The following is a 24,632-nucleotide window of genomic DNA, read 5'->3' as shown; positions in this document are numbered from 1 at the left end:
GGGGTCAGTCGCCGGGTTCGAGTGAGGTAGCGGCCGGGGGCGGCAACAGGTCCCGGGAGGTGTCTTTCAACTCGACGCCGGAGCGGCCGAGCCGGTGCGCCCCGGCGATCAAGCCGGCCGTCACCTCGGCGGCCCGCCGGTAGCCCAGGCCCTCCGGCGGATGGATATTGGAGACGCAGTTGCGGTCGGCGTCGGTGCGGCCCGGGCGCGGCCGGTGGGTCAGGTAGATGCCGAGACTGTCGGCCACCGAAAGCCCCGGACGCTCCCCGATCAGGACCAGGACCGTGGATACGCCGAGCGCGGCACCGATATGGTCGCCCAGCGCCACCCGGGCCTGGGTCGCCACCACGGGCACCGCGAACGAATAGCGCGGGCGCAGCAGTTCGGCCAGCGCACCGAGTAACGGCGGGCCGTGTTCGGTGAGTGCCCGGGCGGAGAGGCCGTCCGCGAGTACCACCCCGATTTCCGGTGCGGTCCGTTCGAGCGAGATCTGTGCCGGTGGGTTCGGCCCTTCGGCCGGAAGCCGGCCCAAATCGGGCCGGCGCAGGTATTCGGCCCGGTCCTGCGCCCGGCTGCGCACGTGGATCGGTGTGCCGAGCCCGAGGTCCGCGATCGTGGCCGAGAAGGCGGCCACATCGAGGGCGGTGTGCACCGCGTCGCGGGCGAACGCATGGGCGGCGGCGAACTCGAGCACCTGCCGGGTGGGCAATGCGTCACCTGCGCGGCCCAGTCCGATCCGCGCCTGGGTCAGCGTGCGTAAGCCGGCCCAGAACGTATCGCCGGAATCGCTGTCCGTCCGCGCTTCGTGCCCACCGATCCCCATGATCACCACACCCTCGTTCGCCGTACTTCATCCTCCCCCGTCGGGCCTACAACAAGGCGCGCAACGGCGAAGCGGAGGGCGGTATCGCCCGCACCCGGCCGGTTTCGTCCAGCATGCCGAGCCGGTCCAGCCAGTCCGCGAATTCGGGGGCGGGTCGCAGGCCCAGCACCCGGCGGGCGTAGAGGGCGTCGTGGAAGCTCAGGCTCTGGTAGCCGAGCATCACATCGTCGGCGCCGGGCACGGCGATCACGAAGGCGCAACCGGCCGCACCGAGCAGGGTGAGCAGGGTGTCCATATCGTCCTGATCGGCTTCGGCGTGGTTGGTGTAGCAGACATCCACTCCCATCGGCAGGCCCAGCACTTTGCCGCAGAAGTGATCCTCGAGTCCCGCCCGGACGATCTGTTTGCCGTCGTAGAGATACTCCGGCCCGATGAACCCGACCACGGTGTTCACCAGCAGTGGACGCAGTTCCCGAGCGACCGCGTAGGCCCGCGCCTCCACTGTCTGCTGGTCCACCGGTTTACCGCCCACCCCGAAATGGGCGCCGGCCGACAGCGCCGAGCCCTGGCCGGTTTCGAAGTACATCACGTTGTCGCCCACGGTGCCGCGACGCAGCGACCGGCCCGCGTCCTCGGCCTCGCGCAACAACGCCAGATCGACCCCGAATGCCGCGTTCGCGGCCTGCGTCCCGGCCACCGACTGGAACACCAGATCCACTGGCGCACCGGCGGCGATCAACTCGATGGTCGTGGTGACATGGGCCAGCACACAGGACTGCGCCGGGATATCGAAGCGGGTGCGGATATCGTCGAGCAACGCCAGCAGATCGGCCGCGGCGCGCGGGGAGTCGGTGGCGGGGTTGATCCCGATCACGGCGTCCCCGCAGCCGAGCAGCAGCCCGTCCAAGACGGCGGCCGCGATACCGCGCGGATCATCGGTCGGATGGTTGGGTTGCAGCCGAGTGGCCAGCGTTCCGGGCCGGCCGATGGTGGTCCGGAACGCCGACCGCACCTGCGCCGCCCGCGCCACCGCGATGAGATCCTGATTGCGCATGATCTTGCTGACCGCCGCCACCATTTCGGGGGTGAGGCCGGGCGCCAGATCACGCAGGGTCGCGGCCGGGTCGCCGGTGCCCTCACCGGCGACGATACCGAGCAGCCGGTCCCGGAAATCCCCCACGGTGCAGGAGGCGACCGGCGCGAACGCCGCCCGATCGTGGGTGTCCAGAATGAGCCGGGTGACCTCGTCGGATTCGTAGGCCACCACCGGTTGTTCCAGGAACTCGGTCAACGGCAGCTCGGCCAGCACCCACTGCGCCGCGGCCCGCTCGGCGTCCGTAGCGGCGGCGCATCCGGCCAATTCGTCACCGCTGCGACGCGGGGTGGCCTTGGCCAGAACCTCCACCAGGCCGTCGAACCGATAACTCGTGCCGCCCAGCTGCTGGGTGTAAACAGTCATCCGCCGGGTCCGTCCGTCCGGGCCGCCGCGGTCGGCGGAACCGGTTCGATTTCGCGCGCTGCGGCCGAGAATGCGCAGTGCATCCACACTTTACCGGCAGTGTGCACGACGCACCCGGTGGACGCCGCGGGTGTCCGGGCCGAATCGACAAGATCACCGGCACTGCGGCCCGAGCAGCCGGGCGCATTGTCGAGGGCTGTGGTGACGGGTTCGCGAGCAGCGATGCGGGGGTGTGTTCGGTACGACTGCGGATCGTTATTTCGATGGACTCCAGGCGCCGAACCGTGTGCTGTGATTGAAGGATGCAACGGTGGTCGGCGTTATCGGCGACGGGCAAAGACATCGTTATCGCCGTCGCGTGGTTCGCGTTCGGGTCGCTGCTGTACCTGGCCGGCTTCCATATGCTGTTCGTTTCCGAGGACGGCCCCTCCACTCCGCTGGCCCCGCGTTTCGCGCTGCTGGCGATGGTGTGTGCCGTGCTCCTGGTGCGGCGGCGGGCGCCGATCACCGCCATGGTGGTGGGTTTGGTGCCGCTGTCCTTCGATCTGATGCTCGGGCCGACGCTGCCGGTCTGGCTCGTCTACACCGACCTCATCTACGCGGCCGTGGTCTACGGCACCCGGCGCCAGATGGAAGGGGCGGTGGTGGCGTGGCTGGCGCTGTCCGCAACCGCCGCGGGCGTGGTGCTGGGGGTGACCGAGAACTGGCGCTACATGGTATTGGCGCTGATCATGGCGGCGGCGTTCGTGGGCACCTCACTGTGGTGGGGCCTGACCGTGCGCGCGCACATGGAGACCGCCGAGGCCGAGCGCGACCGGCGCCGCGCGCTGACTCGGGTGGCGGAACTGGACCGGCGGGCCGCGGTGGCCGACGAACGCAAGGCCATGGCGCGCGATCTGCACGATGTGATCGCCGGACACCTGTCGGCGATCGCGCTGCAGTCCGAGGCGGCGCTGGCGGGCGTCGACGGCACCGGCGGTGATCCGCGGCTGACCGGAATTCTCACCGCCATCCGCACCAACAGTGTCGAAGGGCTACAGGAGATGCGGACCATGATCGGTTTGCTGCGCCGCGACGACGATCGCCCGGAAACCACGGCGCCCGGACGGCTGGCCCAGCTGCCCGGACTGGTGACGGTGGCACAGCAGGCGGGTATGCGGGTCCGGGTACGGCAGGCCACCGGCGATCTGCCCGTGCCCGGCGCGGTAGACCAGGCGGCGTACCGGATCGTTCAGGAGGCGGTGACCAACGCGATGAAACACGCGCCGGGACAGGAGGTCGAGATCGACGTGCACATCGACGCCGGCGACCTCGATCTGACAGTGCGCAATCCCCTGCTCACCGCGGCGGCGCACCCGGTCGTGGCCGACGGCGCCGCGGACGGGCACCGCGGTGTGACGAATATGCGCGAACGCGCGGCGGCGCTGGGTGGCACGTTCCGGGCAGGCCCCGAAGCGGGCACCTGGTGGGTGCGAGCCCGGCTACCGCTCACGGCGGTGGCCGAACCGGTGGGCGAAGCGCGATGACGATCCGGGTACTCCTCGCCGACGACCATGCCGCCATCCGGGCCGGTCTGCGCATGATTCTGGACACGTCCGGCGATATCGAGGTGGTGGGTGAGGCCGCCGACGGAGCGGTCGCCCTGACCCAGGCCCGGGCGCTACGACCGGATGTGGTGCTGATGGACGTCCGGATGCCGGGTACGGACGGGATCACCGCGACCGCCCGGATCACCGGCGAAAACCTCGCCCGGGTCCTCGTGCTCACCACTTTCGACCTGGACGAATACGTGTTCCGCAGCCTGCGCGCCGGCGCCGGTGGTTTCGTCCTGAAATCCGCGTCGGCCCCGGCGTTGATCGAGGCGGTCCGGGCAGTGGCCGCCGGGGACGGTGTCCTCGCACCGGAGGTGACCCGCACCGTGATCGAGGCGTTCGCGGGGGCGGCCGCCGCACCGCGGCCGCAGCCGCCCGCCGGGCTCGCGGACCTCACCGGCCGCGAGCGCGAAGTTCTGGATTGCCTGGGCGCGGGACTGTCCAACGCGCAGATCGCCGCCCAGCTGTTCATCGGCGAGACGACGGTGAAAACCCATGTGTCCCGGGTGCTGACCAAGCTGGGAATGCGGTCGCGGGTACAGGCCGCGATCCTCGCCCGGGAACTGGCGGTGGGATCGGAGGACCGACCGGGCTCGCGCTGATGCGACGCCGCCCTCCTGTCCTGGTGCGTCGACCAGGCTGCGGCGCAACCCATCCCTGAACGGGTGCCCGGTCGGCTCCGCACCGGTCCCCCGTACGAACCCCGGCCCGGAACAACCGGCAGGTTCCGTGTGCGGGCCTGTGGCGTGTGAGCGAAAACCGAACCTCGGGTCGCCGCGCGATCAGATTCGCCGCGTCGACGGCGGAGGGCCCGGGTATCAGGCGGTCAGCGCGGCGTAGACCCCGTCCGGGCCGGGACGATACGGTTCCACGCCGATCACGGCCGCGACCGGCAGCGGGCCGTACAGGTGCGGGAAACGCATGGCCGGATCGTCACCGGGGACACCCGGCTCCCAGCGCACCGGGGCGTCCAGCCGGGCCGGGTCCAGCCGGAGCAGCACCATATCGGAGCGGCCGGCGAACAGGCGGTTGGCGGGCAGGTGCACCTGGTCCGGTGCCGAGAGGTGTACGAACCCCTCGGTCGCCAGCGAGGCGGGCCGATGAGCCCCCTCCCGGCGTGCAATCGCCCACTCACCGGGAGTACAGAGGTGAACAAGGGTGTGAGTGTCACTGGGCACGGGTAACCTCCGATACACAACTCGACAGTCGTTGCGGAGCAGGCGATCCACCGGTTTTCCACGCCCGGTCCGCGGTGTTCGCCACAGGCGAAAACCGCTGGTCGTGTTAGGGAAAACACAGTGGGAAGCCACCGGGAACAAACCCATCGCCCCGAACGTCTGACAGAGTAGTCATACCACTGCTGGGAAGTAGCGGAAGCGAGCCCGCGGAGTGACCACGGGCCTCACACCAGGTGAACGGTCTGTAGTGCCGGAAGCCAGGACGGAGGAGTCATGCCAGGAACCCTGACTAGCACCCCACTGACCGCGGTCGATCGCTGTGATCGCTGCGGGGCGGCGGCCCGTGTGCGTGCCGTTCTGCCCGCAGGTGGCGAGTTGCTCTTCTGCCAGCATCACGCGAACGAACATATGGAACGACTGCGCGAGCTGGACGCCGTGATCGATACGGAGTCCGCACCCGCTCTCTGACCGTCCGCGTCCGACACAACAGCATCGAACAACTGAACACCGCTTTTCCGTGGCGGGCGACCCTCCGGTCGCCCGCCACGCTCATCCGGGCAGGATCGCGGCGATCAACCGCTCGAGCCCGTATTCGAAATCCCCGGCCGGATCGCCCGGCGCCTGGTAGAGCTCCCCGACCGCCGCGCCCACCCGGCTGGAGAGCGGAAAATCGGCCGCGGGCATGAGCTCGGTCAGCAGGGGTCCGTAGGTTTCCCACCAGTCGGCGTCCGACTGTTCGCGGGCGCTGTGCGCCGCGGCGAGCGCGGTACGGGCGTTACCGGTGGCGAACTGGGTCAGCACGGAAATCACCCGGTCCATCTCCGGATCGTCGAGGCCGATCCCGTCCACCGCCGCCAGCTGGCTCTCGTAGCGGCGGAGCCGGCCCGGCCCCAGCACCATCCGCCACGACGGGACCTCGAACAGCCACGGGTGGGCCAGGTATTCGTCGCGGATCTGCCGCGCGACGGCCGCCAGGCGGTCGCGCACCGGCAAGTCGCCGGGAATCGGGTCGTCCGCGGCGGCCACCGCGTCCACCATGAGGACGGTGAGCGCTTCCTTGCTGGGTACGTAGGTGTAGAGGCTCATCGGCCGCAGGCCGAGTTCGGCGGCCACCGCCCGGATGGACACCTTGTCGTAGCCCTCCCGGTCGGCCAGGCCGATCGCGGCGGTGACGACCTCGTCGACGCTCACGGTCTGCCGGGGTCCGCGGCCCCCTTTACGGGGTGGCAGCCGATGCCGCCACAACAGTTCCAGCAGTATCCGAGCGGGGTCCGCGGCCCGGCCCGGATCGCCCGTCCGGCGTCCAGGCGAGGCCGCACCCACGGGCTCGCTCGTCTCGTGTCGACGGGGCGTGACCGAGAACTCTCCGTGGTTACGCTCCACTGCCGCCTCTCAGTTCGACTCGCTCATAGCCGCCCTCGGCGGCCTCGTACCGCGCCGGGCCACCCGAACGTGGTGGAGCCTGCCGGAGCGGCCGTATGGACGGAACCGCCGGCTCGGCTCCGGCGGACAGTCGGTGGGCATAACCGCCCATGGATCTCCCTTCCCGGTCCGGCGCCGATGCCCGCACCGGTACACCCGGAACAAATCCGGTACCGTACGCGTTCGAATATTACTCCGTACGCAATACGATGATTTTAGGGGTGCGCGCTGCCGACCATCGAGACCACCTACCTACCCGACCGGCACATGTTCGCATTGTGGACGTGGACAGGTCGCGGGACCGGACCCGCCCCCGGCGGGCTCGGTGAAACCGCGACCCTCCCGCTGGTCGTCCCGGACGGAACCCTCGCGCAGCTGCGCGCCGGAAGTGCCGGACTTCGTACGGCGCAGGTCGACTGCGCCCTGGTGGAGCCCGGCCGTTTCACGGAACTGCCGGTGGATAATCCCGGCAATTCGACCCGCGCCTGGTTGGAAAACCTCGCCGGTACCCCGGCCGAGCTGCCCATCGCCGGTCACGCGGTCCCGAACGCACAGGGCACCGCGATCGTGGACGCAGACCATGCCCGCGCGGTCCTGCGGGACACCACCGAGGTCACCGGCCTGCTGCGCACCGGCTTACGGGCCGATCTGCGGCCGTACCAGGCGCGGGGAATCGCCTGGCTACGGGCGACCGTCGCGCGCCACGGCGGGGCCGTCCTCGCCGACGAGATGGGTCTGGGAAAGACGGTGCAGACCATCGGCTTGCTGGTGGACCGTGCGGAACAGGGCCCTCAGCTGGTGGTCTGCCCGACGTCGCTGGTGGGCAACTGGGTTCACGAGATCGCCCGGTTCGCGCCGGAGCTGCATCCGGTGGCCTGGCGGGGCGGCGCGTTGCAGACCGCTCCCGGCACCGTGGTGGTCACCGGCTACCCGACCCTGCGCCGGCACGGACCGCTGCTCACCGCCACCACGTGGGCGACCGTGACCTACGACGAGGCCCAGGCGCTGAAGAATCCGCGGACCCAGGTCGCGAAGGCGGCGCGAGCACTGCCGGCCCGCGCGGTCGTCGCGCTCACCGGCACCCCGGTGGAGAACCATCTCGACGAACTGTGGGCGCTGCTGCACCTCGTGGCACCGCGTATCTTCGGGCATCGCACCCAGTTCCGGCGGCGCTTCGTCAAACCGATCGAACAGGGTTCGGCCGATGCCGCCGCGCGGCTGCGCGACGCGGTCGAACCGGTACTGCTGTCGCGACGCAAGGCCGAGGTGGCCGCCTCGCTCCCGGCGAAAATCCATTCCGACCTGCTCTGCGATCTCACGCCGGAACAGGAGCGGCTCTACGACAGCCTGCTCGACCGCGCCGTAGCGGAAGGTTTCGGCGTCGGCGCCGGGCGGCAGACGAAGATCCTGGCCGCGCTCACCGCGCTGAAGCAGGTGTGCAATCACCCCGCCCTGATCGACGGCGATACCGGCGAACTCGCCGGGCGGTCCGGGAAGCTCGATCTGTGCACCGATATCGTGGCGAACAACCTGGACAACGCCGCGCCGACACTGATCTTCACCCAATACCGGGCGACCGGGGAGCTGCTGGTCCGGCATCTGGCCGAACAGTTCGCGATCGCCGTGCCGTTCTTCCACGGCGGGCTGTCCCAGCCCGAACGCGCCGGAATCGTCGACGAATTCCAGTCTCCGGACGGACCGCCCGTGCTGGTGCTGAGTCTGCGGGCCGCCGGCACCGGCCTCACCCTCACCCGGGCCGCCGATGTGGTCCATTTCGACCGCTGGTGGAATCCCGCCGTGGAAGCACAGGCCTCGGATCGGGTCCATCGCATCGGCCAGACCCGCACCGTCACCGTCACCACGCTCACCTCGGCGACGACCGTGGAGGAACATATCGCGGATATGCAGCGGCGGAAATCGGCACTCACCGAATTCGGCACGGGCACCGGGATCGCCGACCTGGCCCGGCTCGACGACGATCGGCTGCTGGACATCCTGCGCCGGAAACGAGGCAACTGATGGCGGACAACGAATTCGGTTACACCCGATGGGGCATGGACTGGGTGCGGCTGGCCGAGCCGCTGCGCCAGACCCGCCCGGACCCGCTGCTGCCGCGCGCCCGCAGCATCGCCCGCAACCACGGGGTGCGTACCGAGATCGAAGGCCGGGTCGTGCGCGCGCATATCCACCGCGGCGGCCAGGCCTCGATCACCCATATCGAACTGGCGCCACTGTCCCGCGAGGCGGTCACCGTACTGGCCGCGACCCTCGGCCCGGCGCCGGCGATACCGACCGACGAGATGTACGCGGCGGTGACCGGTTCCGGCGTTTCGGTCGCACCCGAGCCGGCAGCGATCGATTGCTCCTGCACGGCCCGCACCGCACACTGTGTGCACGTCCTGGCGACCTTCTACGATGTTGCGCGCCGAGTGGACGAGGACCCTCGCCTGAGCCTCGACCTCCAAGGCTACGGCCGGGACCAGGGCCCGGACGATTCGGTGGAGCCCGCCGACGGTCCGCGCTGGGTACCGCTCAACCTCATTGATCCGGCGGCATACTTCGGAGTCTGAGGCCGGTTGCATGCCGGCAGCTGGGTTTGCGGGCCCCGGTCCCGCCGGATTGCCGGGAAGCCGAGCCCGCCGCCCAGCTGTGCGCGCAGGCGCCGCTCGACCCAGGAAGAGGAAGGGCGGCGCGCCGGGGTCATCGGTCCTGCCGCAGCACGAGCAGGGTGTTCAGGGCGGCGGCGCTGTGCAGCAAGGCGGCGGACCGGGCGTCGATCCGGGCGTTGCGCGCTGCCAGTGCGGCTGCCAGATCGTCCCACCGGTGCCACCCACGCAGCTGCGGAATCAACTCCCGCAGCGATTCGATTCCGTAGCCCGCCAGCCGGAGTTGGTGGACCAACCGGGCGGCACGCACATCGTCGGGGGTGTAGTGCCGAGGTTCGCGGCCGGTGTTGCGGCGCGGGACGACCAGCCCGGCGGAATCCCAGTGCCGCAGCGTCGAGGGGCGTACGCCCAGGGCTCGGGCGAGCTCGGAGATGCTCATCGAATCACCCGGCCGGATATCTGCCAGCGGTTCGTCGGCGATGGCCCGGGCCGCTGCCCGCGCGGCCTCGAGATCACGGCGTTCCCGGTCGATCCGGGCGTGCGCGGCATCCAGAAGCGCGAACAGCCGGCTGCTGTCACCGGAATGGACCGCGCGCAGGATCGATTTGGCCGTCGCGGGATCGGTTCCGGCCGTCAGGTCGCGGTAGGCACGGGCGGACCACACATGTACCTCGCCGTACATCCGGTAACCGGCCGGGGTCCGGGGCGCGGCGGGCAGCACACCGTCACGCTCGAGGTTGCGTAACTGCTGGACGGAATATCCGCTACGGCGCGCCACCTCCGCCGTGCGCAGAACGTCCGAGTTGCGGCTTTCCAAATCACCACCTGCCATCCAGTGCCCGAAACCCTCCACGAGCACTTCAATGTAACGCTGGAATACATGACCATCGACGAGATCATCGGATACGTCGCCGCCTTCGACGGCGTCCTCACGCAGCGGCCGGGCCCCGGCGACGGCACACCGGAAATCGCCTGGGGCGATACGTTCTTCCACTACGCCCCGGACGGCGAGATCCCGGCGCGCACCCAGCCGTTCGCCACCATCGTCACCAAGGACTATCCCGGCGACGACCGGTCCCGGCTCGATCGCCCGGACACCTTCCGGCTGAACATCAGCGCCACGGCGGCGGATTTCCGCACCTGGACGGGCCGCACGCCCCGCGACGCCCACTCCGGTAGCGAGGATCCGAGTGCGGCCGATACCGTCCTCGCCCACCCGGTCTACGGGACCGCTGCGTGGCTGGCGGTGGTGAACCCGGGACCGCGCACGGCACAGGCGGTCCGGGGCCTACTCCGGGCCGCCTACGACCGCGCCCGCGCACGCACGGAAAGGACCGCCACCAGGAACGTTTCGAGCGACATGCGCCGTCCACCGGCGAGCTGAGGCGCGCTCCCACGCCCGGTACGCAGGCGTTCCTACCGCGGGAAATCGGTACGGCTCTCGGTCACGCGTTCGTGCCACTGTCCACTGTGATGACCGACCCCGTGATACTTCGTGCACCCGGCCCGGCGAGGAACGCGACGGTAGCGGCGACATCATCCGCGGCGCCGTACCGGCCGAGCGCGGTGCGGGCCGCCCGGTCCGCCGCTCGCGCGCCGTCGGCCGGGTTCATATCGGTATCGGTGACCCCCGGCTGCACCAGGTTCACGGTGATGCCGCGGGGTCCGAGCTCCCGGGCCAGCGCCTTGGTGTACCCGTTCAGCGCCGATTTGCTCAGGTTGTAGAGGCTCAGGCCGGCGAACGGAGCATGATCGGTGAGGTTGGTGCCGATGCTGATGATCCGCCCGCGCTCGCCCATATGGTCGAGCGCGGCCTGCCCGGCGACGAAGGCCGCGCGGGCGTGCACGTTCAGCGCCAGATCCACCTCCGCGACCGTGAATTCGCGGTAGGGCTTGGCGGGAAAGATCCCCGCGTTGTTGACCAGGATGTCCAGGCCACCCAGTTCGGCCGCCGTCCGGTGGACCGCGCCGACCACGGCCGCCGCGTCCGCGCTGTCGGCGGCGAGGGCGACCGCCCGCCGGCCCAGTGTTTCGATCTCGGCGACCACGGCCTCGGCGCGCTCCCGCGAATGCTGGTAGGTCAGTGCCACATCCGCGCCTTCGGCGGCCAACTGCCGCGCGACGGCGGCCCCGATTCCGCGGCTACCGCCGGTTACCAGCGCCACCGAGCCGTCCAGATCCCGCATACCGTTTCCCTCTATTTCTGTGTCGATCAGTACATAAATAGGAAAGCTGATCGACACGGCCGCGTCAAGAGGTATATTTAATGATCGATACAGAAAGGAACCGGATGGCAGGACGCGGACGTCCCCGCAGCTTCGACCGCGATATCGCGTTGCGCCGCGCGCTGGAGGTCTTCTGGGAACACGGGTACGAGGGCACCGCCATGTCCGACCTCACCGCGGCCATGGGAATCAACTCGCCCAGCCTGTACGCGGCGTTCGGCGACAAGGAGGCACTCTTCCGTGAGGCGGTCGGGCTCTACCGGCAACAGGAGGGCAGCCGTACCGCGCGTGCCCTGCGCGAGGAACCCACCGCCCGCGCCGCGATCGAATCGATGTTGCGGGACAATGCCCGCACCTACACCGCCGAGAACTGCCCGCACGGATGCATGGTCGTGCTCGCGGGGGCCACGTACACGACGCGGACGGACAGTGTGCGTAATTTCCTCGCCGAGAAGCGCGGCGAAACCCGCACGGCGATCCACGAACGCCTGGACCGGGGTGTCGCCGAGGGTGAGCTACCCGCCGGCACCGACACCGCGGAGCTCGCCGAGTTCTACACCACGGTCCTGTTCGGATTATCCATCCGCGCCCGCGACGGCGCCGGCTACACCGATCTCACCCGCACCGTCGACCGGGCCATGACTGCCTGGCCCGGCCGTTAGCGGACGAGACCGCCCGGCGAGACCCGGTGCGAGTTGCCACAGACCCGGCCCGGGCCAGCGGTGCGCCGCCACCGGACACGAGGTCAGCCCTGAAACCGGGCGCCTCAGCGAGTAGCCCCGCCCCTGCGCCGACGAACCACATTCGGCGTCGGTGGCCGGTGCCGCCGGATCACATTCGGCGCAGGGCGGCGATACGGTCGGTGAGCTGATCGGCGGTGGCGAGCGCGGTGGGCGGGCCACCGCACTGGCGGCGCAGCTCGCCGTGGATCACGCCGTGTGGTTTGCCGGTGCGATGGTGGTGCATGGCGACCAGGCTGTTCAGTTCCCGGCGCAATTCACCGAGTTTATCGGCGGTCGCGACCCGTTCGGCGGCGTTCCCGGCGGGCGCGGGAGCCGGCGCGGGGGCGGCCGGTTCGGCCTTGGACCGCTCGGCGACCTGGCGGGCCTGGCGTTCCCGCAGCAGCGCACGCATCTGCTCGGCGTCGAGCAGGCCCGGAATCCCCAGGTAATCGGCCTCTTCCGCACTTCCGGCGAAGGTCGCGGTGCCGAACGAGGAACCGTCGTAGATCACCTGGTCCAGTTCGGCATCGGCGGCCAGTGGGACGAACCGCTGCTCCTCCTCGCCCGGTTCGTCGCGCTGCTTGTTCGCCTCGGTGAGCAGCTCGTCGTCGAGGCCGTCCTTCTCCCGGTGCGGTTTACCGATGACGTGATCGCGTTGCAGCTCGAGCTGCGCGGCCAGATCCAGCAACACCGGCACCGAAGGCAGGAACACGCTGGCCGTCTCACCGGGCCGGCGGGCACGCACGAACCGGCCGATGGCCTGGGCGAAATACAGCGGTGTGGACGCGCTGGTGGCGTACACCCCGACCGCCAGCCGCGGTACGTCGACACCTTCGGACACCATGCGCACCGCGACCATCCACGGCTGGTTCCCGGCGGCGAATTCACCGATCCGCGCCGAGGAGGTGGGGTCGTCGGACAGAACCAGCACCGGCTTGTTGCCCGTGAGATGTTCCAGGAGTTCGGCATAGGACCGGGCGCGTTCCTGGTCGGAGGCGATCACCAGGCCCCCGGCGTCGGGCATACCCGCTTCCCGCAGTTGCGCCAGCCGCATATCCGCGGCCCGCAGCACGGCGTAGATCCAATCGCCGGCGGGATCGAGGGCGGTACGCCACGCCCGGGCGGTCTGTTCGGCGTTCAGCGGTTCCCCGAGCCGGGCCGTATACTCCTCCCCCGCGCTGTCACGCCAATGCGCCTCGCCCGAGTAGGCGAGGAACACCACGGGCCGCACGACACCGTCGGCCAGTGCCTCCGCGTACCCGTACGAATGATCCGCCCGTGAGCGCGGCAGCCCGGCCTCGTCGGGTTCGTAGTTCACGAACGGGATCTGGCTGTCGTCGCTGCGGAACGGGGTACCGGTGAGCGCCAGCCGGCGGGTGGCGTCGCCGAAGGCCTCGGCGACCGCGTCACCCCAGCTCTTCGCATCACCCGCGTGATGGATCTCGTCCAGGATCACCAGAGTGCGCCGGTTCTCCGTGCGCACCCGGTGCTTGAACGGATGCGCCGCGACCTGGGCGTAGGTCACCACCACACCGTGGTAGTCGCCGGAAGTTCCGCCGGTCGAATTGGAGAAATTGGAATCCAGGGCGATTCCCGCGCGCGCCCCCGACGCTGCCCACTGGTGTTTGAGGTGTTCGGTCGGGGCGACCACGGTGATCTGGTCCACCGTCCGATCCGCCAGCAGTTCGGCGGCCACCCGCAGCGCGAACGTCGTCTTACCGGCGCCGGGGGTCGCCACGGCCAGGAAATCGCGGGGTTTGGTGGCCAGATACCGGGTGAGGGCGCGCCGCTGCCAGGCGCGCAGGGATGCGCCCGCAACTTCCGTCGCCGTGGCGCCGCTCGCTTCGGTCACGAAGACAAACACTAGCGGCCGCCGCCGCCACGGCGCCAAACCGGCGCGGCGGGCGCGACGCGAGTCACAAGGCCACCGGGAAGGCAGCGTCACCGGCGATTCACCCGGCGCGCGCCGACACGTTCGCCACACGCCACACCACCGGACACTCATGTAAGCGATGCTGGACTGATCATGCACAGCTACGGACACGGTGCCGGCCCCCAGCCGGGCGCTACTTCGTGGTTGCGCCATGCCCTGGTGCAGGCCAGGCGGCTGGTCGTCCGGGTGGCGGTGAAGTCCTGGAACGACTCGATTTTCGCGAAATCGGCGGCCGCGGCGTTCTGGCAGACACTCTCGCTGGTGCCGTTGCTGTTCGGGTTGCTGGGCGGGCTCGGTTACGTCAGCGGCCTCTTCGGGCCCGATACCGTCGAAATCGTCGAATCCAAGATTCTCACCTTCAGCCGCGACCTGTTCAGCTCCAGCGTGGTCACCGACCTCATCGAGCCCACCGTTCGCGACGTGCTCGGCCAGGGCCGCGCGGCCTTCGTCTCGGTCGGTTTCGTGCTCTCGCTGTGGGCGGGCTCGTCGGCCATGGCGACCTTCGTCGATGCGATCACCGACGCCCACGATCAGCAGCATGCCCGGCACCCGGTCTGGCAACGGATCTTCGCGCTGCTGCTGTACGTGCAGTTCCTGGTGGCGGCCGTGTTCATCCTGCCGCTGGTGGCCCTGGGCCCGGTGCTGATCGGCCGGATCCTGCCCGACGGCTGGCGCGAACCGGGGTTGCGGCTGATCGATACGTTCTACTACCCCGCGGTGGGGCTGCTGCTCATCGTCGGGCTGGCCACTCTGTACAAACTCGCCCTGCACAGTTCGCTGCCGTATCACCGGATGTTCTACGGCGCGCTGGTCGCGGCGGTGTTCTTCATGGCCGCCAGCGAGGGACTGCGCCGCTACCTGGCCCTGATCACCCGGACCGGTGTCACCTACGGCGCGCTGGCCACCCCGATCGCTTTCCTGCTGTTCACGTTCTTCCTCGGTTTCGCGGTGATCCTCGGCGCCGAGTTCAACGCGGCCGTACAGGAGTTCTGGCCCGCGCGGGCCACCCGCTTGGAGCAGTTCAAGGCCTGGCTGGCCAAACGCCGCGGGACGCCGTCCGGTGACGGCCGGGAGTCACCCGAGCCGAAAGCACACCGGCTCCCGGTGCACCGCTTCGGGCGCGGCAACGACGGGCACGACAAGGGCGCCGGTGGGACACCGGCGCCGTCGAGCACGCGCTGAGCCTGCGCTCAGTCGCCCTTGCGCAGCTGTTCGTAGACCTTTTTGCACTCCGGGCAGACCGGGGAGCCGGGCTTGGGCGAGCGCGTCACCGGGAATACTTCACCGCACAGCGCGACCACCATGGTGCCCATGACGGCACTCTCGGCGATCCGGTCCTTCTTCACATAGTGGAAGAACTTCGGGGTGTCGTCACCGGTGGTCTCGTCGGTGGTCGTATCGGGGCGAACCAGAGTATCGGTACTCACGGACTCCATGATGCCGTACCGCGGCGCCGCCTTCATCCACCACCGGCACCGGGGTTACGCGCGCGGCCGGGGAGTGCAAGACTCGAAGGTATGCAGCAGCACGGCGAAGACTCCGGGCGCGGCCCGGAGCACATCGACGCCGGTGCGAGCGGTCACGGTGAACACATCGGGGCATCGCGGCCGGCCCGTCCCTCTCGTTCGTCCGGGTACTTCCCCGGCGACGACCCCAAACATGCGGCGCTCATCACCGCGGCGGCCCCCTCGTTCGAAGACCAGCATCGGGCCCGGGTACGCCGGTACACGATCATCATGGCGTTCCGGATACCGGCGCTGATCCTGGCCGGTATCTCCTTCACCGTCTTCGACAACGCCCTGATCGCCATCCTGATCATGGCGGCCTCCGTGCCGCTGCCGTGGATCGCGGTGCTGATCGCCAACGATCGCCCGCCGCGGGACAAGAACGAACCCAGCCGCTGGGACCGGCCGCGCACCGCGCTCGAGGAACGCAACCGCGACGCCATCGACGGATAGACCGCAACCGGCGTCCGGTTGCCGGACTTGCCGCGCGCGGGTGGCAGAGTACGGCTGTGCCCACACACAAGTCACCGCTCACCGAGTTGTGCCCCGGCCTGCGCATCGCATTGACCCGGGTGGGTTACGACGCCGGCACCCTGCTCGACGTGCTGGGTAGCGAAGCACACAGCGCGCTCGGGCGCGGAGAGCCGGTCCCGGTGCGACGGATCGCGCGCGAAGCCGGCGATCTCGGCGTCCTGGTGCGGCTGCTGCTCCTCGGTGACGCGGTCGCCGAACACGAGGTGGCGGCCGCGCTGGCGCCGGTCCCGGTGGCCGACGCGGTCGCAGCGGGGCTGCTGATCGCCGAGGGTGACCGCATCCGCGCGGCGCTGGATCTGCGCCCGCTGGACACCGGCGCGGGTACCCGCTGGATCCTGTCCGACCTCGACGATTCGATGTCGCCGCGCACCCTGACCGAGGATCACGTGCTGGGTGTGGGCCATGCCTCGCTCTCCCTGCTGCGGGCGACCCCCACCGCTCCGGTCGGGTCCGTGCTGGACCTCGGTACCGGCTGCGGGGTACAGGCCGTCCACGCCGCCGGCTACGCCCGCTCGGTGACCGCCACCGATATCAATCCGCGGGCGCTGTGGCTGGCCGAGGCCACCGCGGCGCTCAACGACCTCGCCATCGAACTGGTCGCCGGTTCGTGGTTCGAACCCGTGGCCGGCCGGCGGTTCGATCAAGTGGTGGCCAACCCGCCGTTCGTGGTGGGCCCGGCCCGGATCGAGCACACCTACCGCGATTCCGGCCTCGCCCTCGACGGCGCCACCGAACTGGTGCTGTCCCGCACCCCCGGGCTGCTGGCTCCCGGCGGGACGGCGGCCGTACTGGGCGCGTGGGTGCACACCGAGGACGAGGATTGGCGTGCGCGGGTCTCGGGCTGGTTACCGGCCGAGGGGATCGACGCGTGGATCGTGCAACGCGATATCGCCGACCCGGCGCTCTACGTGGGCACCTGGCTGCGGGACGCCGGGCTCGACCCTCGGAGCCCGGCGGCACAGGAACGCGCGCAGGAGTGGCTCACCGCCCTCGACGACGCGGGCGTCACCGGGATCGGCTTCGGCTTCGTCTACCTGCGTGCGATCGACGGGCCGACCGAAGTGCTGGCCGAAGACCTGGCCCACGGTTTCGACGACCCGCTGGGCGCCGAGGTCCTCGCGTATTTCGAGCGGTCTGCCTGGCTGCGCGCGGTCGCGTCGGATCCGGAGCTCGCGTGGCGATCCCGGTACCGGGTGGACCCGGCAACCGCGCTGGAACAGGTCTCGCTGCCCGGTGCCGACGGCTGGGAACCCCGGGTCACCCGGCTGCACCGGGGCGACGGCCCGCGCTGGCAGCACGAGGTGGACGAGACCACCGTCTCCCTGCTCGCGGGAATGCGGCCGGACGGTCTGCCGTTGTACGAACTGGTCGAACTGCTGGCATTGTCCCAGGGATCCGACGAGGTGGCCCCGGAATTCGCCGCCGCGGCGCTGGGGGTTGTCACCGCGCTGGTGCGGCACGGGCTGGTACACCCCGCCTGACCCCTACATCCCCCGTGCTCTCGCGGCGCTGGTGACGGCGGCCCGGCTACGGCCGTGTCGATCGCGGGTTTCCCGGCGCGTTCCGTTCTCAGGAACTTCTCAGAACGCAACGGCAAAAACCCCAGTTCAGAGCGGTTTATCCGTACCCGCTGAGGGAACTTTCCCTATGTCGGGTCCGTTGTTCGGAGTGAGACACCACCGACAGGAGGCAAGTCATGACAAGCCCCGCCACCACTCGTGTGCGCCCCAGTGATACGGACCTCGACGCCCAGAGCCCCGCCGCCGACCTGGTACGCGTGTACCTGAACGGGATCGGCCGTACCGCGCTGCTCACCGCCGCCGACGAAGTGGAACTGGCCAAGCGCATCGAGGCGGGTCTCTATGCCCAGCACCTGCTGGAGACCGGTAAGCGGTTGTCGGCGACCCGTAAGCGCGATCTGGCGATCGTCGTCCGGGAGGGCCAGGCGGCGCGGTCGCATCTGCTGGAAGCCAACCTGCGCCTGGTCGTCTCGCTCGCCAAGCGGTACACGGGCCGCGGAATGCCGCTGCTGGATCTGATCCAGGAGGGCAATCTGGGCTTGATCCGCGCGATGGAGAAGTTCGACTACGCCAAGGGCTTCAAGTTCTCCACCTACGCCACCTGGTGGATCCGCCAGGCCATCACCCGCGGTATGGCCGATCAGAGCCGCACCATCCGGCTCCCGGTCCATCTCGTGGAGCAGGTCAACAAGCTCGCCCGGATCAAGCGTGAACTGCATCAGCAGCTCGGCCGGGAAGCCACCGACGAGGAACTGGCCGCCGAATCCGGTATCGCGGTCGAGAAGATCGCCGATCTGCTCGACCACAGCCGCGACCCGGTGAGCCTGGATATGCCGGTCGGCAACGACGAAGAGGCCCCCCTCGGCGATTTCATCGAGGATTCCGAGGCGACTTCCGCGGAAAGCGCCGTGATCGCCGGTCTGCTGCACCACGACGTCCGCAGTGTCCTGAATACGCTGGACGAACGCGAACAGCAGGTCATCCGGTTGCGGTTCGGGCTGGACGACGGCCAGCCGCGCACCCTCGATCAGATCGGCAAGCTGTTCGGTCTGTCCCGTGAGCGAGTCCGCCAGATCGAGCGCGAGGTCATGTCGAAACTCCGCAAGGGCGAACGAGCCGACCGGTTGCGCGCCTACGCCAGCTGACAACACCCCACACCGATATCCACGATGACCGGCCCACTCGGCCGGTCATCGGCATACCCGACCCCGCCGCGACCCGTTCGGCCCGTCCGCCGTGGTCCCGCAACCTGTGCCGACGTTGCGCCTCTCCGGGGAACGGTCGGTGGTCACACCGCGGCCCGCGTCAGCCCAGGCGCCGGGGACCGGTATCGAAACGGCTCGGCTGGGGCCCGATCCGGGCGCGGGCGTAGAGGATCGCGGCCGATTCCGGGCTGGCCAGGACGGGTTCGCAGGACAGTTCCCGCATCTCGGGAAGATCGTCGAACAGGGCCGAAATGCGCCGGGTCAGGTCGATGATGGCCGCCTTGTCGACGCGCGGGCTGGCGGGAGTTCCGCTGAGCAACGGCGCGGCCCGCGGGGCGTCGATCAGGGCCGCGGCCTCGTCCGCGGAGAGCGGCAGCGCACGGTACGCGCGATCGCCCAGCAGCTCGATTATGGGGCCGGAGAGCCCGAATTCGATCACCGAACCGAATGCCGGATCGTCCTGCACCCGGAGCACACAGCCGACACCTTTCGGCGCCATCCGCTGGATATGCACCAAGGGGTCGCCGCACAACTCGACCAGATCGCGGTAGGCCTGGCGCACGGCTTCCGGCCGCCAGAGGTCCAGCCGGACCCAGCTCATATCGGGCCGACGCCGCCAGCTCTCGTTCGTGGCCTTCGCCGCCACCGGATACCCCAGTTCCGCAGCCGCGGCCACCGCCGCATCCTCATCGCGAATCGCCCGGAAATCGACCACCGAAATCCCATAGCAATCCAGTAGCGCCACCGTCTCGTCGTCGGTCAGCCGGCGGCCGTCCCCGCGCATCCATTCCGCCATGAGCGCCACTGCGCGCTCGCTGTCGATCCCGGCCGGACGCCCCGCTTCCGGGCCGGATCGGGCCGCATCGTCGGGAGCGGATGCGAGCGGCCGGTCGCGCCAGCGGGCATAGCGTTGTATACGGGCCAGCGCCCGCACCGCGCGCGCCGGGTCCGGGAACGACGGGATGGAACCGCGCACCGCCGCGGCACCCGGCCCGCGCACCGCGAGAAGATCCGGAATACCGTCGCCGCTGGCGAAGGTGGTCAGCACCGGTTTCGTTTCGCCTGCTTCGGCGACGGCAGCCCGGATCGCTTCCGCGTAACCCGTCTGCGGCAACGGGATCGGCGGCGCGAAGATGACGATCACCGCGTCGGTCTCCGGCGAACGCAGCGCGGCGATCACTGCGGTGAGGAAATCCTCGGCAGTCGCCTGCGGGCCCAGATCGACGGGTTCCGCGGCGCTCAGGCCCTCACTGCGCGCGGCGTCCGCGGTGAGCCAGTTCAGGGCCGTGCTGTTGCCCACGATCGCCGGGCGCGGGCCGCGCGGTAGCGGTTGATACCCCAGCAGCGCCGCGCAATCGAACATCTCCGAAATCGATTCGGCCTGAATCACCCCCGACTGGGCGAACAGATCCCGGACCACCGCCCGATCCAGTTCGCCCTCCGAATCACCGCGCGCGGCAAGCCGGCTCGGGCTCACCGCCACGATCGGTTTGCTGCGGGCGACCCGGCGCGCGATCCGCGAGAACTTCCGCGGGTTACCGAAACTCTCCAGGTACAAAAGGATCACATCGGTGTCGGCGTCGGTATCCCAGTACTGCAACAGATCGTTGCCGGAGACATCGGCGCGGTTCCCGGCGGAGACGAACGTGGACAGGCCCAGATTGCGCGCGGCCGCCTCGGCCAGGATCGCCACGCCCAAAGGCCCCGACTGACAGAAGAATCCGATCCGCCCGCGACCCGGCAGCACGGTGGCCAGCGTCGCGTTCAGCCCGACCACCGGATCCGTATTGGCGATACCCAGCGCGCTGGGCCCGACCACCCGCATCCCGTGGCCACGGGCAGCCGCGACCAGCTCCGCTTCGGCCACCCGCCCCGCTTCCCCCGTTTCGCCGAATCCGGCGGACAACACCAGCAGGCCTTTCACCCCCTTGGCCATGCAGTCGTCGAGCACCGAACTGATCGCGGCCGCCGGCACCGCCACGACCGCGAGATCCACCTCGTCGGGAATATCGCGCACCGTGGGGTAGGCGTGCACTCCGCGTACCGACCGGCGGTCGGGGTTCACCGGGTACACCGCGCCCTGGAAGGTGCCGGCGAGCAGATTGGCCAGTACCACTCCGCCGACCCGGCCGGTGCTGGGCGTGGCGCCGATCACCGCGACCGAGCGCGGAGCGAGCAGATTGCCGACACTGCGTGCCTCCGAGGCGCGCTCACGCGCATCGCGCACCGAACGCAGCGCCTCGGTGGGGTCGATGGCGAACTCCAGATGCAGTACCGACCCGTCGCGGCTGCGTTGCACTTGATAGCCCGCCTCCCGGAACACGGTGACCATCACCGTGTTCTCGGCCAGCACCTCGGCGACGAAAGTGTCTATCCCGTTCTCCGCGGCGGCGCCGGCCAGATGCTCGAGCAGAATCGAGCCGAGGCCCCGGCCCTGATGCCCGTCGGCCACGACGAAGGCGACCTCCGCGGCCCGCACGTCCGACCGGTCGAGCAGTTCGTACCGGCCGACGGCGATGATCGACTCACCGAGCACGGCCACCAGCCCGACCCGATCGCGGTAGTCGACATGGGTGGTGCGGTACAGATCCTTCGGCGAGATCCGTGGATACGGCCCGAAATAGCGCAGGTAGCGGGTGCGTTCGGACAGGGCGGTATGGAACCGCTGCAGTTCCTCGGCATCCGCCGGGGCGATCGGACGCAATCGCACGACACCCCCGTCCGAGGCCAGGACGTCGGCGTGCCAGTGTTGCGGCGCCGGGGCCGGATCATCGGGAACAGTGGGATCAGTCACGCGGGTCCTCCGGGTCCAGGCCGAGCGGGCCGAAGCTGGCTCGGCGGGTGGCGAGAACGGCGGTGTCGACCGCACGTTGCGCGCGGTCGGCCCGGGCATCGCCGGTTTCCGCGGTCCCCCCGGGCCCGTCCCAGCGCTGGAACGCGATATCCACACCGTCGCCCATGGTGCGGGGCGGCGATATCCGCGGCCTGTCGGTGTGTACGAGATCGATCCAATCCTGCGGTATCGCGGTCGCCGGGTCCACCGGGCGGTCGAGTGCGATGCCCAGCAGATGGGTCCAGGCTCGTGGCACCACCCGGACCAGACCGTATCCGCCACCGCCGACCGCCAGCCAGCGTCCGTCGGCGTAACGGTCGGCGAGGTCGCGCATGGCAGCGAAGGCGGCCCGCTGGCCCTCGATACCGAGTTCGAGTTCGGCGAGTGGATCCTCGCGGTGGGTGTCGACGCCGCACTGGCTGACCACCAGTTGCGGGCGGAAGGCCGCGACCGCGCCGGGCACCACCGCGTGGAACGCCCGCAGCCACTGCGGATCGCGGGTACCCGGTAACAGCGGCAGATTGATCGCGGTGCCGTCGCCGGGGCCGCTGCCGGTCTCCTCGGGCCACCCGGTATTCGGCCACAGCGTCGCCGGATGCTGGTGGACGGAGATGGTCAACACCCGCGGGTCCCGGTAGAACGCATGCTGGACACCGTCGCCGTGGTGGACGTCCACGTCGATATAGGCGATCCGGTCGAATCCGTGGTCGAGCAGCCAGGAGATGGCCACCGCCACGTCGTTGTACACGCAGAAACCCGCCGCCGCGCCGGGCATCGCATGATGCATCCCTCCGCCGATGCTCACCGCCCGCCGGGTGGTGCCCTCGGCGATCGCCCGCGCGCCGGCCAGGGTCCCGCCCACGATCACCGACGAGGCCTCGTGCATCCGCGGGAAGACCGGATTGTCGGCCGAACCGAGCCCGTAGGGCGGGTCCGCGAGTTCGGCGCCCGGGACTGCCGCCGGCACCGCGTGACGTACGGCGTCGACATAATCCGCAGCGTGCACTCGGAGCAGGTCCGCGGTATCGGCGGGCCCCGGCTCCAGAAGTTCGATTCCGTCCAGTACCCCGAGCGCCCGCGCCAGCGCCATGGTGTACCGCAACCGGACGGGTTTCATCGGGTGCTCGGGCGTCCACGAGTAGTCCAGGAACCGGTCGGTCCACACGACTGTCGCCGCGTGCCCGTCACGGCGAGGTACCTCCGATGCTGCAGTGGCCATGATCGCAACCGTAGTGGGAAGGGCGGAACCCCATCCGGCGTTGTCATGCAGTAGAAATACATGTATGTGCGACAGCGGCGCCGGACCGCGCGCCGCCGGTATTCCCATCGCGTCACGCGACCCGCTCTGTTCGACCGTGGTCGCTGGTGCGCAGGTAGAATTCGTGCCGACGAAGGGGCAACAGTGAAGGATCTGGTCGACACCACGGAGATGTATCTCCGTACCATCTACGACCTCGAGGAGGAGGGCGTGGTACCCCTGCGTGCCCGGATCGCCGAGCGGCTGGAGCAGAGCGGGCCGACGGTGAGCCAGACCGTGGCACGGATGGAACGCGACGGACTGTTGCTCGTGGCGGGTGACCGGCATCTGGAGCTGACCGACAAGGGCCGCAGTATGGCGGTCGCCGTGATGCGCAAACACCGGCTGGCCGAGCGGCTGCTGGTGGACATCATCGGCCTGGACTGGCAGAACGTGCACGCCGAGGCCTGTCGCTGGGAGCATGTGATGAGCGAGGACGTCGAACGACGCCTCGTCGAGGTGCTCAACCACCCCACCACCTCGCCCTACGGCAACCCGATTCCGGGGCTGGACGAACTCGGTATCAACGCCTCCGATCTGCTCGAGGAGCCGCTCAAACGGCTCTCCGAACTGCCCCAGGGGCAGACCCACGCCGTGGTGGTCCGGCGGCTGGCCGAACATATCCAGACCGATCCCGAGGTGATCGGCCGCCTGCGCGAGGCCGGTGTGGTCCCCGATGCGCGCGTCACGGTCGAGAGCAAACCGGGGGCCGTCGTGATCACCGTTCCGGGGCACGGGGGTTTCGAACTGCCCGATGAGATGGCCCACGCCGTCCAGGTGAAGCTGGTCTGAACCGTGAAACTTCTGGTCACCGGCGGTGCCGGTTATGTGGGTGGAGTCTGCGCACTGGTGCTGCGCGAACAGGGCCACGAGGTCGTGGTGGTCGACGACCTGTCGACGGGCAATGCCGACGGGGTGCCCGCAGGCGTCGAGTTCGTCGAAGGCGATGTGGCCGAGGCCGCACCGGCCCTGCTGCGCTCCCGGCAGTTCGACGGAGTCCTGCATTTCGCCGCGCAGTCGCTGGTCGGCGAATCGGTACAGCGCCCCGAAAAATACTGGCACGGCAACGTGGTGAAAACACTGACGTTGCTCGAGGCCGTCCGGGAGACCGGGACACCCCGGCTGGTGTTCTCCTCCACCGCGGCCGTGTACGGCGAACCCGAGCAGGTCCCGATCACCGAGGACGCCCCGGCCCGGCCCACCAACCCCTACGGCGCCTCCAAACTGGCCATCGACCACGCGATCACGTCGTATTCGGTAGCGCACGGCCTGGCCGCGACCAGCCTGCGGTACTTCAACGTGGCCGGCGCCTACGGCGGTCTCGGCGAGAACCGGGTGGTGGAGACCCATCTGATTCCGCTGGTGCTGCAGGTAGCTGCGGGCCACCGGGATTCCATTTCGGTTTTCGGTACGGATTGGCCCACGCCGGACGGCACCGCGGTCCGTGATTACATCCATATCCTGGATCTCGCACAGGCCCATCTGCTGGCGCTGGAAACCGCTACGGCGGGTACCCATCGCGTCTTCAACCTCGGCAGTGGCACCGGTTTCTCGGTGCGCGAGGTGATCTCGGCGTGCGAGCGGGTCACCGGTGGGCCGATCGCGGCGGTCGATGCGCCGCGCCGGGCCGGTGATCCCGCGGTGCTGATCGCGTCCAGCCGCCGGGCCATCGACGAACTGGGCTGGCAGCCGAAGCACAACGATCTCGACGAGATCGTATCCACCGCGTGGGACTATCTGCGGGGCCTCGGATCCCGCGCACACAGCGCCCGCTGATC

At 69.6% G+C, this 24,632-nt stretch carries 23 protein-coding genes; 13 read left to right on the top strand and 10 right to left on the bottom strand.

The features are described from left to right. Positions 1–4 precede the first annotated feature (4 nt). Both eutC and ACQEVO_RS05955 read right to left on the bottom strand, forming a co-directional pair. Positions 5–823, bottom strand: coding sequence for an ethanolamine ammonia-lyase subunit EutC (gene eutC, locus ACQEVO_RS05960; protein ID WP_432909633.1), 819 nt, complete (start codon positions 821–823; stop codon positions 5–7). A gap of 46 nt (positions 824–869) precedes the next feature. Beyond that, complete coding sequence (locus ACQEVO_RS05955; protein ID WP_432909630.1) at positions 870–2,282, bottom strand: ethanolamine ammonia-lyase subunit EutB; 1,413 nt, start codon at positions 2,280–2,282, stop codon at positions 870–872. A gap of 302 nt (positions 2,283–2,584) precedes the next feature. Between ACQEVO_RS05955 and ACQEVO_RS05950 the strand changes: the two genes are divergently transcribed. Both ACQEVO_RS05950 and ACQEVO_RS05945 read left to right on the top strand, forming a co-directional pair. Then, positions 2,585–3,808 (top strand): sensor histidine kinase, encoded by a 1,224-nt coding sequence (locus ACQEVO_RS05950; RefSeq protein ID WP_432909627.1) that lies wholly within the window; start codon positions 2,585–2,587, stop codon positions 3,806–3,808. After that, positions 3,805–4,476 (top strand): response regulator, encoded by a 672-nt coding sequence (locus tag ACQEVO_RS05945; protein WP_432909624.1) that lies wholly within the window; start codon positions 3,805–3,807, stop codon positions 4,474–4,476. The genes ACQEVO_RS05950 and ACQEVO_RS05945 overlap by 4 nt, the downstream gene beginning before the upstream one ends. A 216-nt stretch (positions 4,477–4,692) precedes the next feature. Here ACQEVO_RS05945 and ACQEVO_RS05940 read toward each other — a convergent pair whose 3' ends face one another. Continuing rightward, positions 4,693–5,052 (bottom strand): DUF952 domain-containing protein, encoded by a 360-nt coding sequence (locus ACQEVO_RS05940; protein WP_432909621.1) that lies wholly within the window; start codon positions 5,050–5,052, stop codon positions 4,693–4,695. Between the two features lie 273 nt (positions 5,053–5,325). Between ACQEVO_RS05940 and ACQEVO_RS05935 the strand changes: the two genes are divergently transcribed. Beyond that, complete coding sequence (locus ACQEVO_RS05935) at positions 5,326–5,520, top strand: DUF7455 domain-containing protein (protein ID WP_030521621.1); 195 nt, start codon at positions 5,326–5,328, stop codon at positions 5,518–5,520. An 81-nt stretch (positions 5,521–5,601) separates the two neighbouring features. Here the strand turns inward: ACQEVO_RS05935 and ACQEVO_RS05930 are convergent, their stop codons facing one another. Continuing rightward, the gene (locus ACQEVO_RS05930) at positions 5,602–6,375 is read right to left on the bottom strand and encodes a TetR/AcrR family transcriptional regulator (protein ID WP_432909618.1); all 774 of its coding nucleotides are present in this window, start codon (positions 6,373–6,375) and stop codon (positions 5,602–5,604) included. A 366-nt stretch (positions 6,376–6,741) separates the two neighbouring features. On the opposite strand from ACQEVO_RS05930, the gene ACQEVO_RS05925 reads away from it, so the two are divergent. Together ACQEVO_RS05925 and ACQEVO_RS05920 are read left to right on the top strand one after the other, a co-directional pair. Further along, on the top strand, positions 6,742–8,493 hold the full coding sequence (locus ACQEVO_RS05925; RefSeq protein WP_432909616.1) for a DEAD/DEAH box helicase: 1,752 nt from the start codon (positions 6,742–6,744) through the stop codon (positions 8,491–8,493). Then, positions 8,493–9,044, top strand: a complete 552-nt coding sequence (locus ACQEVO_RS05920; protein ID WP_432909614.1) for a hypothetical protein — start codon at positions 8,493–8,495, stop codon at positions 9,042–9,044. The genes ACQEVO_RS05925 and ACQEVO_RS05920 overlap by 1 nt, the downstream gene beginning before the upstream one ends. A 130-nt stretch (positions 9,045–9,174) precedes the next feature. Here ACQEVO_RS05920 and ACQEVO_RS05915 read toward each other — a convergent pair whose 3' ends face one another. Further along, complete coding sequence (locus ACQEVO_RS05915; RefSeq protein ID WP_432909611.1) at positions 9,175–9,897, bottom strand: MerR family transcriptional regulator; 723 nt, start codon at positions 9,895–9,897, stop codon at positions 9,175–9,177. Between the two features lie 63 nt (positions 9,898–9,960). Here ACQEVO_RS05915 and ACQEVO_RS05910 point away from each other — a divergent pair, with 63 nt between their 5' ends. Continuing rightward, positions 9,961–10,464, top strand: coding sequence for a DUF6194 family protein (locus tag ACQEVO_RS05910; protein WP_432909609.1), 504 nt, complete (start codon positions 9,961–9,963; stop codon positions 10,462–10,464). A gap of 61 nt (positions 10,465–10,525) precedes the next feature. Here the strand turns inward: ACQEVO_RS05910 and ACQEVO_RS05905 are convergent, their stop codons facing one another. Next, the gene (locus ACQEVO_RS05905) at positions 10,526–11,266 is read right to left on the bottom strand and encodes an SDR family NAD(P)-dependent oxidoreductase (RefSeq protein WP_432909606.1); all 741 of its coding nucleotides are present in this window, start codon (positions 11,264–11,266) and stop codon (positions 10,526–10,528) included. Between the two features lie 104 nt (positions 11,267–11,370). Here ACQEVO_RS05905 and ACQEVO_RS05900 point away from each other — a divergent pair, with 104 nt between their 5' ends. Further along, on the top strand, positions 11,371–11,967 hold the full coding sequence (locus tag ACQEVO_RS05900) for a TetR/AcrR family transcriptional regulator (protein ID WP_432909603.1): 597 nt from the start codon (positions 11,371–11,373) through the stop codon (positions 11,965–11,967). 169 nt (positions 11,968–12,136) lie between these two features. Here the strand turns inward: ACQEVO_RS05900 and ACQEVO_RS05895 are convergent, their stop codons facing one another. Beyond that, positions 12,137–13,879 (bottom strand): DEAD/DEAH box helicase, encoded by a 1,743-nt coding sequence (locus ACQEVO_RS05895; protein WP_432909600.1) that lies wholly within the window; start codon positions 13,877–13,879, stop codon positions 12,137–12,139. A 174-nt stretch (positions 13,880–14,053) separates the two neighbouring features. Here ACQEVO_RS05895 and ACQEVO_RS05890 point away from each other — a divergent pair, with 174 nt between their 5' ends. After that, positions 14,054–15,142, top strand: coding sequence for a YihY/virulence factor BrkB family protein (locus ACQEVO_RS05890; protein ID WP_432909597.1), 1,089 nt, complete (start codon positions 14,054–14,056; stop codon positions 15,140–15,142). An 8-nt stretch (positions 15,143–15,150) separates the two neighbouring features. Here the strand turns inward: ACQEVO_RS05890 and ACQEVO_RS05885 are convergent, their stop codons facing one another. Beyond that, a complete protein-coding gene (locus tag ACQEVO_RS05885) occupies positions 15,151–15,387 on the bottom strand; it encodes a DUF3039 domain-containing protein (RefSeq protein ID WP_195054589.1) in 237 nt (78 codons plus the stop codon). A gap of 90 nt (positions 15,388–15,477) precedes the next feature. Here ACQEVO_RS05885 and ACQEVO_RS05880 point away from each other — a divergent pair, with 90 nt between their 5' ends. From ACQEVO_RS05880 to ACQEVO_RS05870, 3 genes are all read left to right on the top strand, one after another. Continuing rightward, positions 15,478–15,918, top strand: coding sequence for a DUF3099 domain-containing protein (locus ACQEVO_RS05880; protein WP_432909594.1), 441 nt, complete (start codon positions 15,478–15,480; stop codon positions 15,916–15,918). Positions 15,919–15,974: 56 nt separating this feature from the next. Next, positions 15,975–17,480: a DUF7059 domain-containing protein gene (locus ACQEVO_RS05875; protein ID WP_432909591.1), complete on the top strand. Its 1,506-nt coding sequence runs from the start codon at positions 15,975–15,977 to the stop codon at positions 17,478–17,480. Positions 17,481–17,695: 215 nt separating this feature from the next. After that, positions 17,696–18,664 carry a sigma-70 family RNA polymerase sigma factor gene (locus tag ACQEVO_RS05870; protein WP_432909589.1) on the top strand — a complete coding sequence of 323 codons (969 nt, stop codon included), beginning with the start codon at positions 17,696–17,698 and terminating at the stop codon, positions 18,662–18,664. Positions 18,665–18,824: 160 nt separating this feature from the next. Here ACQEVO_RS05870 and ACQEVO_RS05865 read toward each other — a convergent pair whose 3' ends face one another. Both ACQEVO_RS05865 and ACQEVO_RS05860 read right to left on the bottom strand, forming a co-directional pair. Further along, positions 18,825–21,518: a GNAT family N-acetyltransferase gene (locus ACQEVO_RS05865; protein WP_432909586.1), complete on the bottom strand. Its 2,694-nt coding sequence runs from the start codon at positions 21,516–21,518 to the stop codon at positions 18,825–18,827. Further along, complete coding sequence (locus tag ACQEVO_RS05860) at positions 21,511–22,776, bottom strand: acetoin utilization protein AcuC (RefSeq protein WP_432909583.1); 1,266 nt, start codon at positions 22,774–22,776, stop codon at positions 21,511–21,513. Before ACQEVO_RS05860 ends, ACQEVO_RS05865 begins: the two co-directional genes overlap by 8 nt. A gap of 183 nt (positions 22,777–22,959) precedes the next feature. Between ACQEVO_RS05860 and ACQEVO_RS05855 the strand changes: the two genes are divergently transcribed. Next, positions 22,960–23,646 carry a metal-dependent transcriptional regulator gene (locus ACQEVO_RS05855; protein WP_432909580.1) on the top strand — a complete coding sequence of 229 codons (687 nt, stop codon included), beginning with the start codon at positions 22,960–22,962 and terminating at the stop codon, positions 23,644–23,646. Positions 23,647–23,649: 3 nt separating this feature from the next. Then, a complete protein-coding gene (gene galE, locus ACQEVO_RS05850) occupies positions 23,650–24,630 on the top strand; it encodes a UDP-glucose 4-epimerase GalE (RefSeq protein WP_432909577.1) in 981 nt (326 codons plus the stop codon). Positions 24,631–24,632 lie beyond the last annotated feature (2 nt).

Origin of the sequence: Nocardia sp. CA-290969 (genome assembly GCF_050936135.1) — a bacterium.
Taxonomy (GTDB): Bacteria; Actinomycetota; Actinomycetes; order Mycobacteriales; family Mycobacteriaceae; genus Nocardia.
The sequence above is the reverse complement of the archived record's forward strand: the minus strand, read 5'-3'. Positions and strand labels throughout refer to the sequence as shown.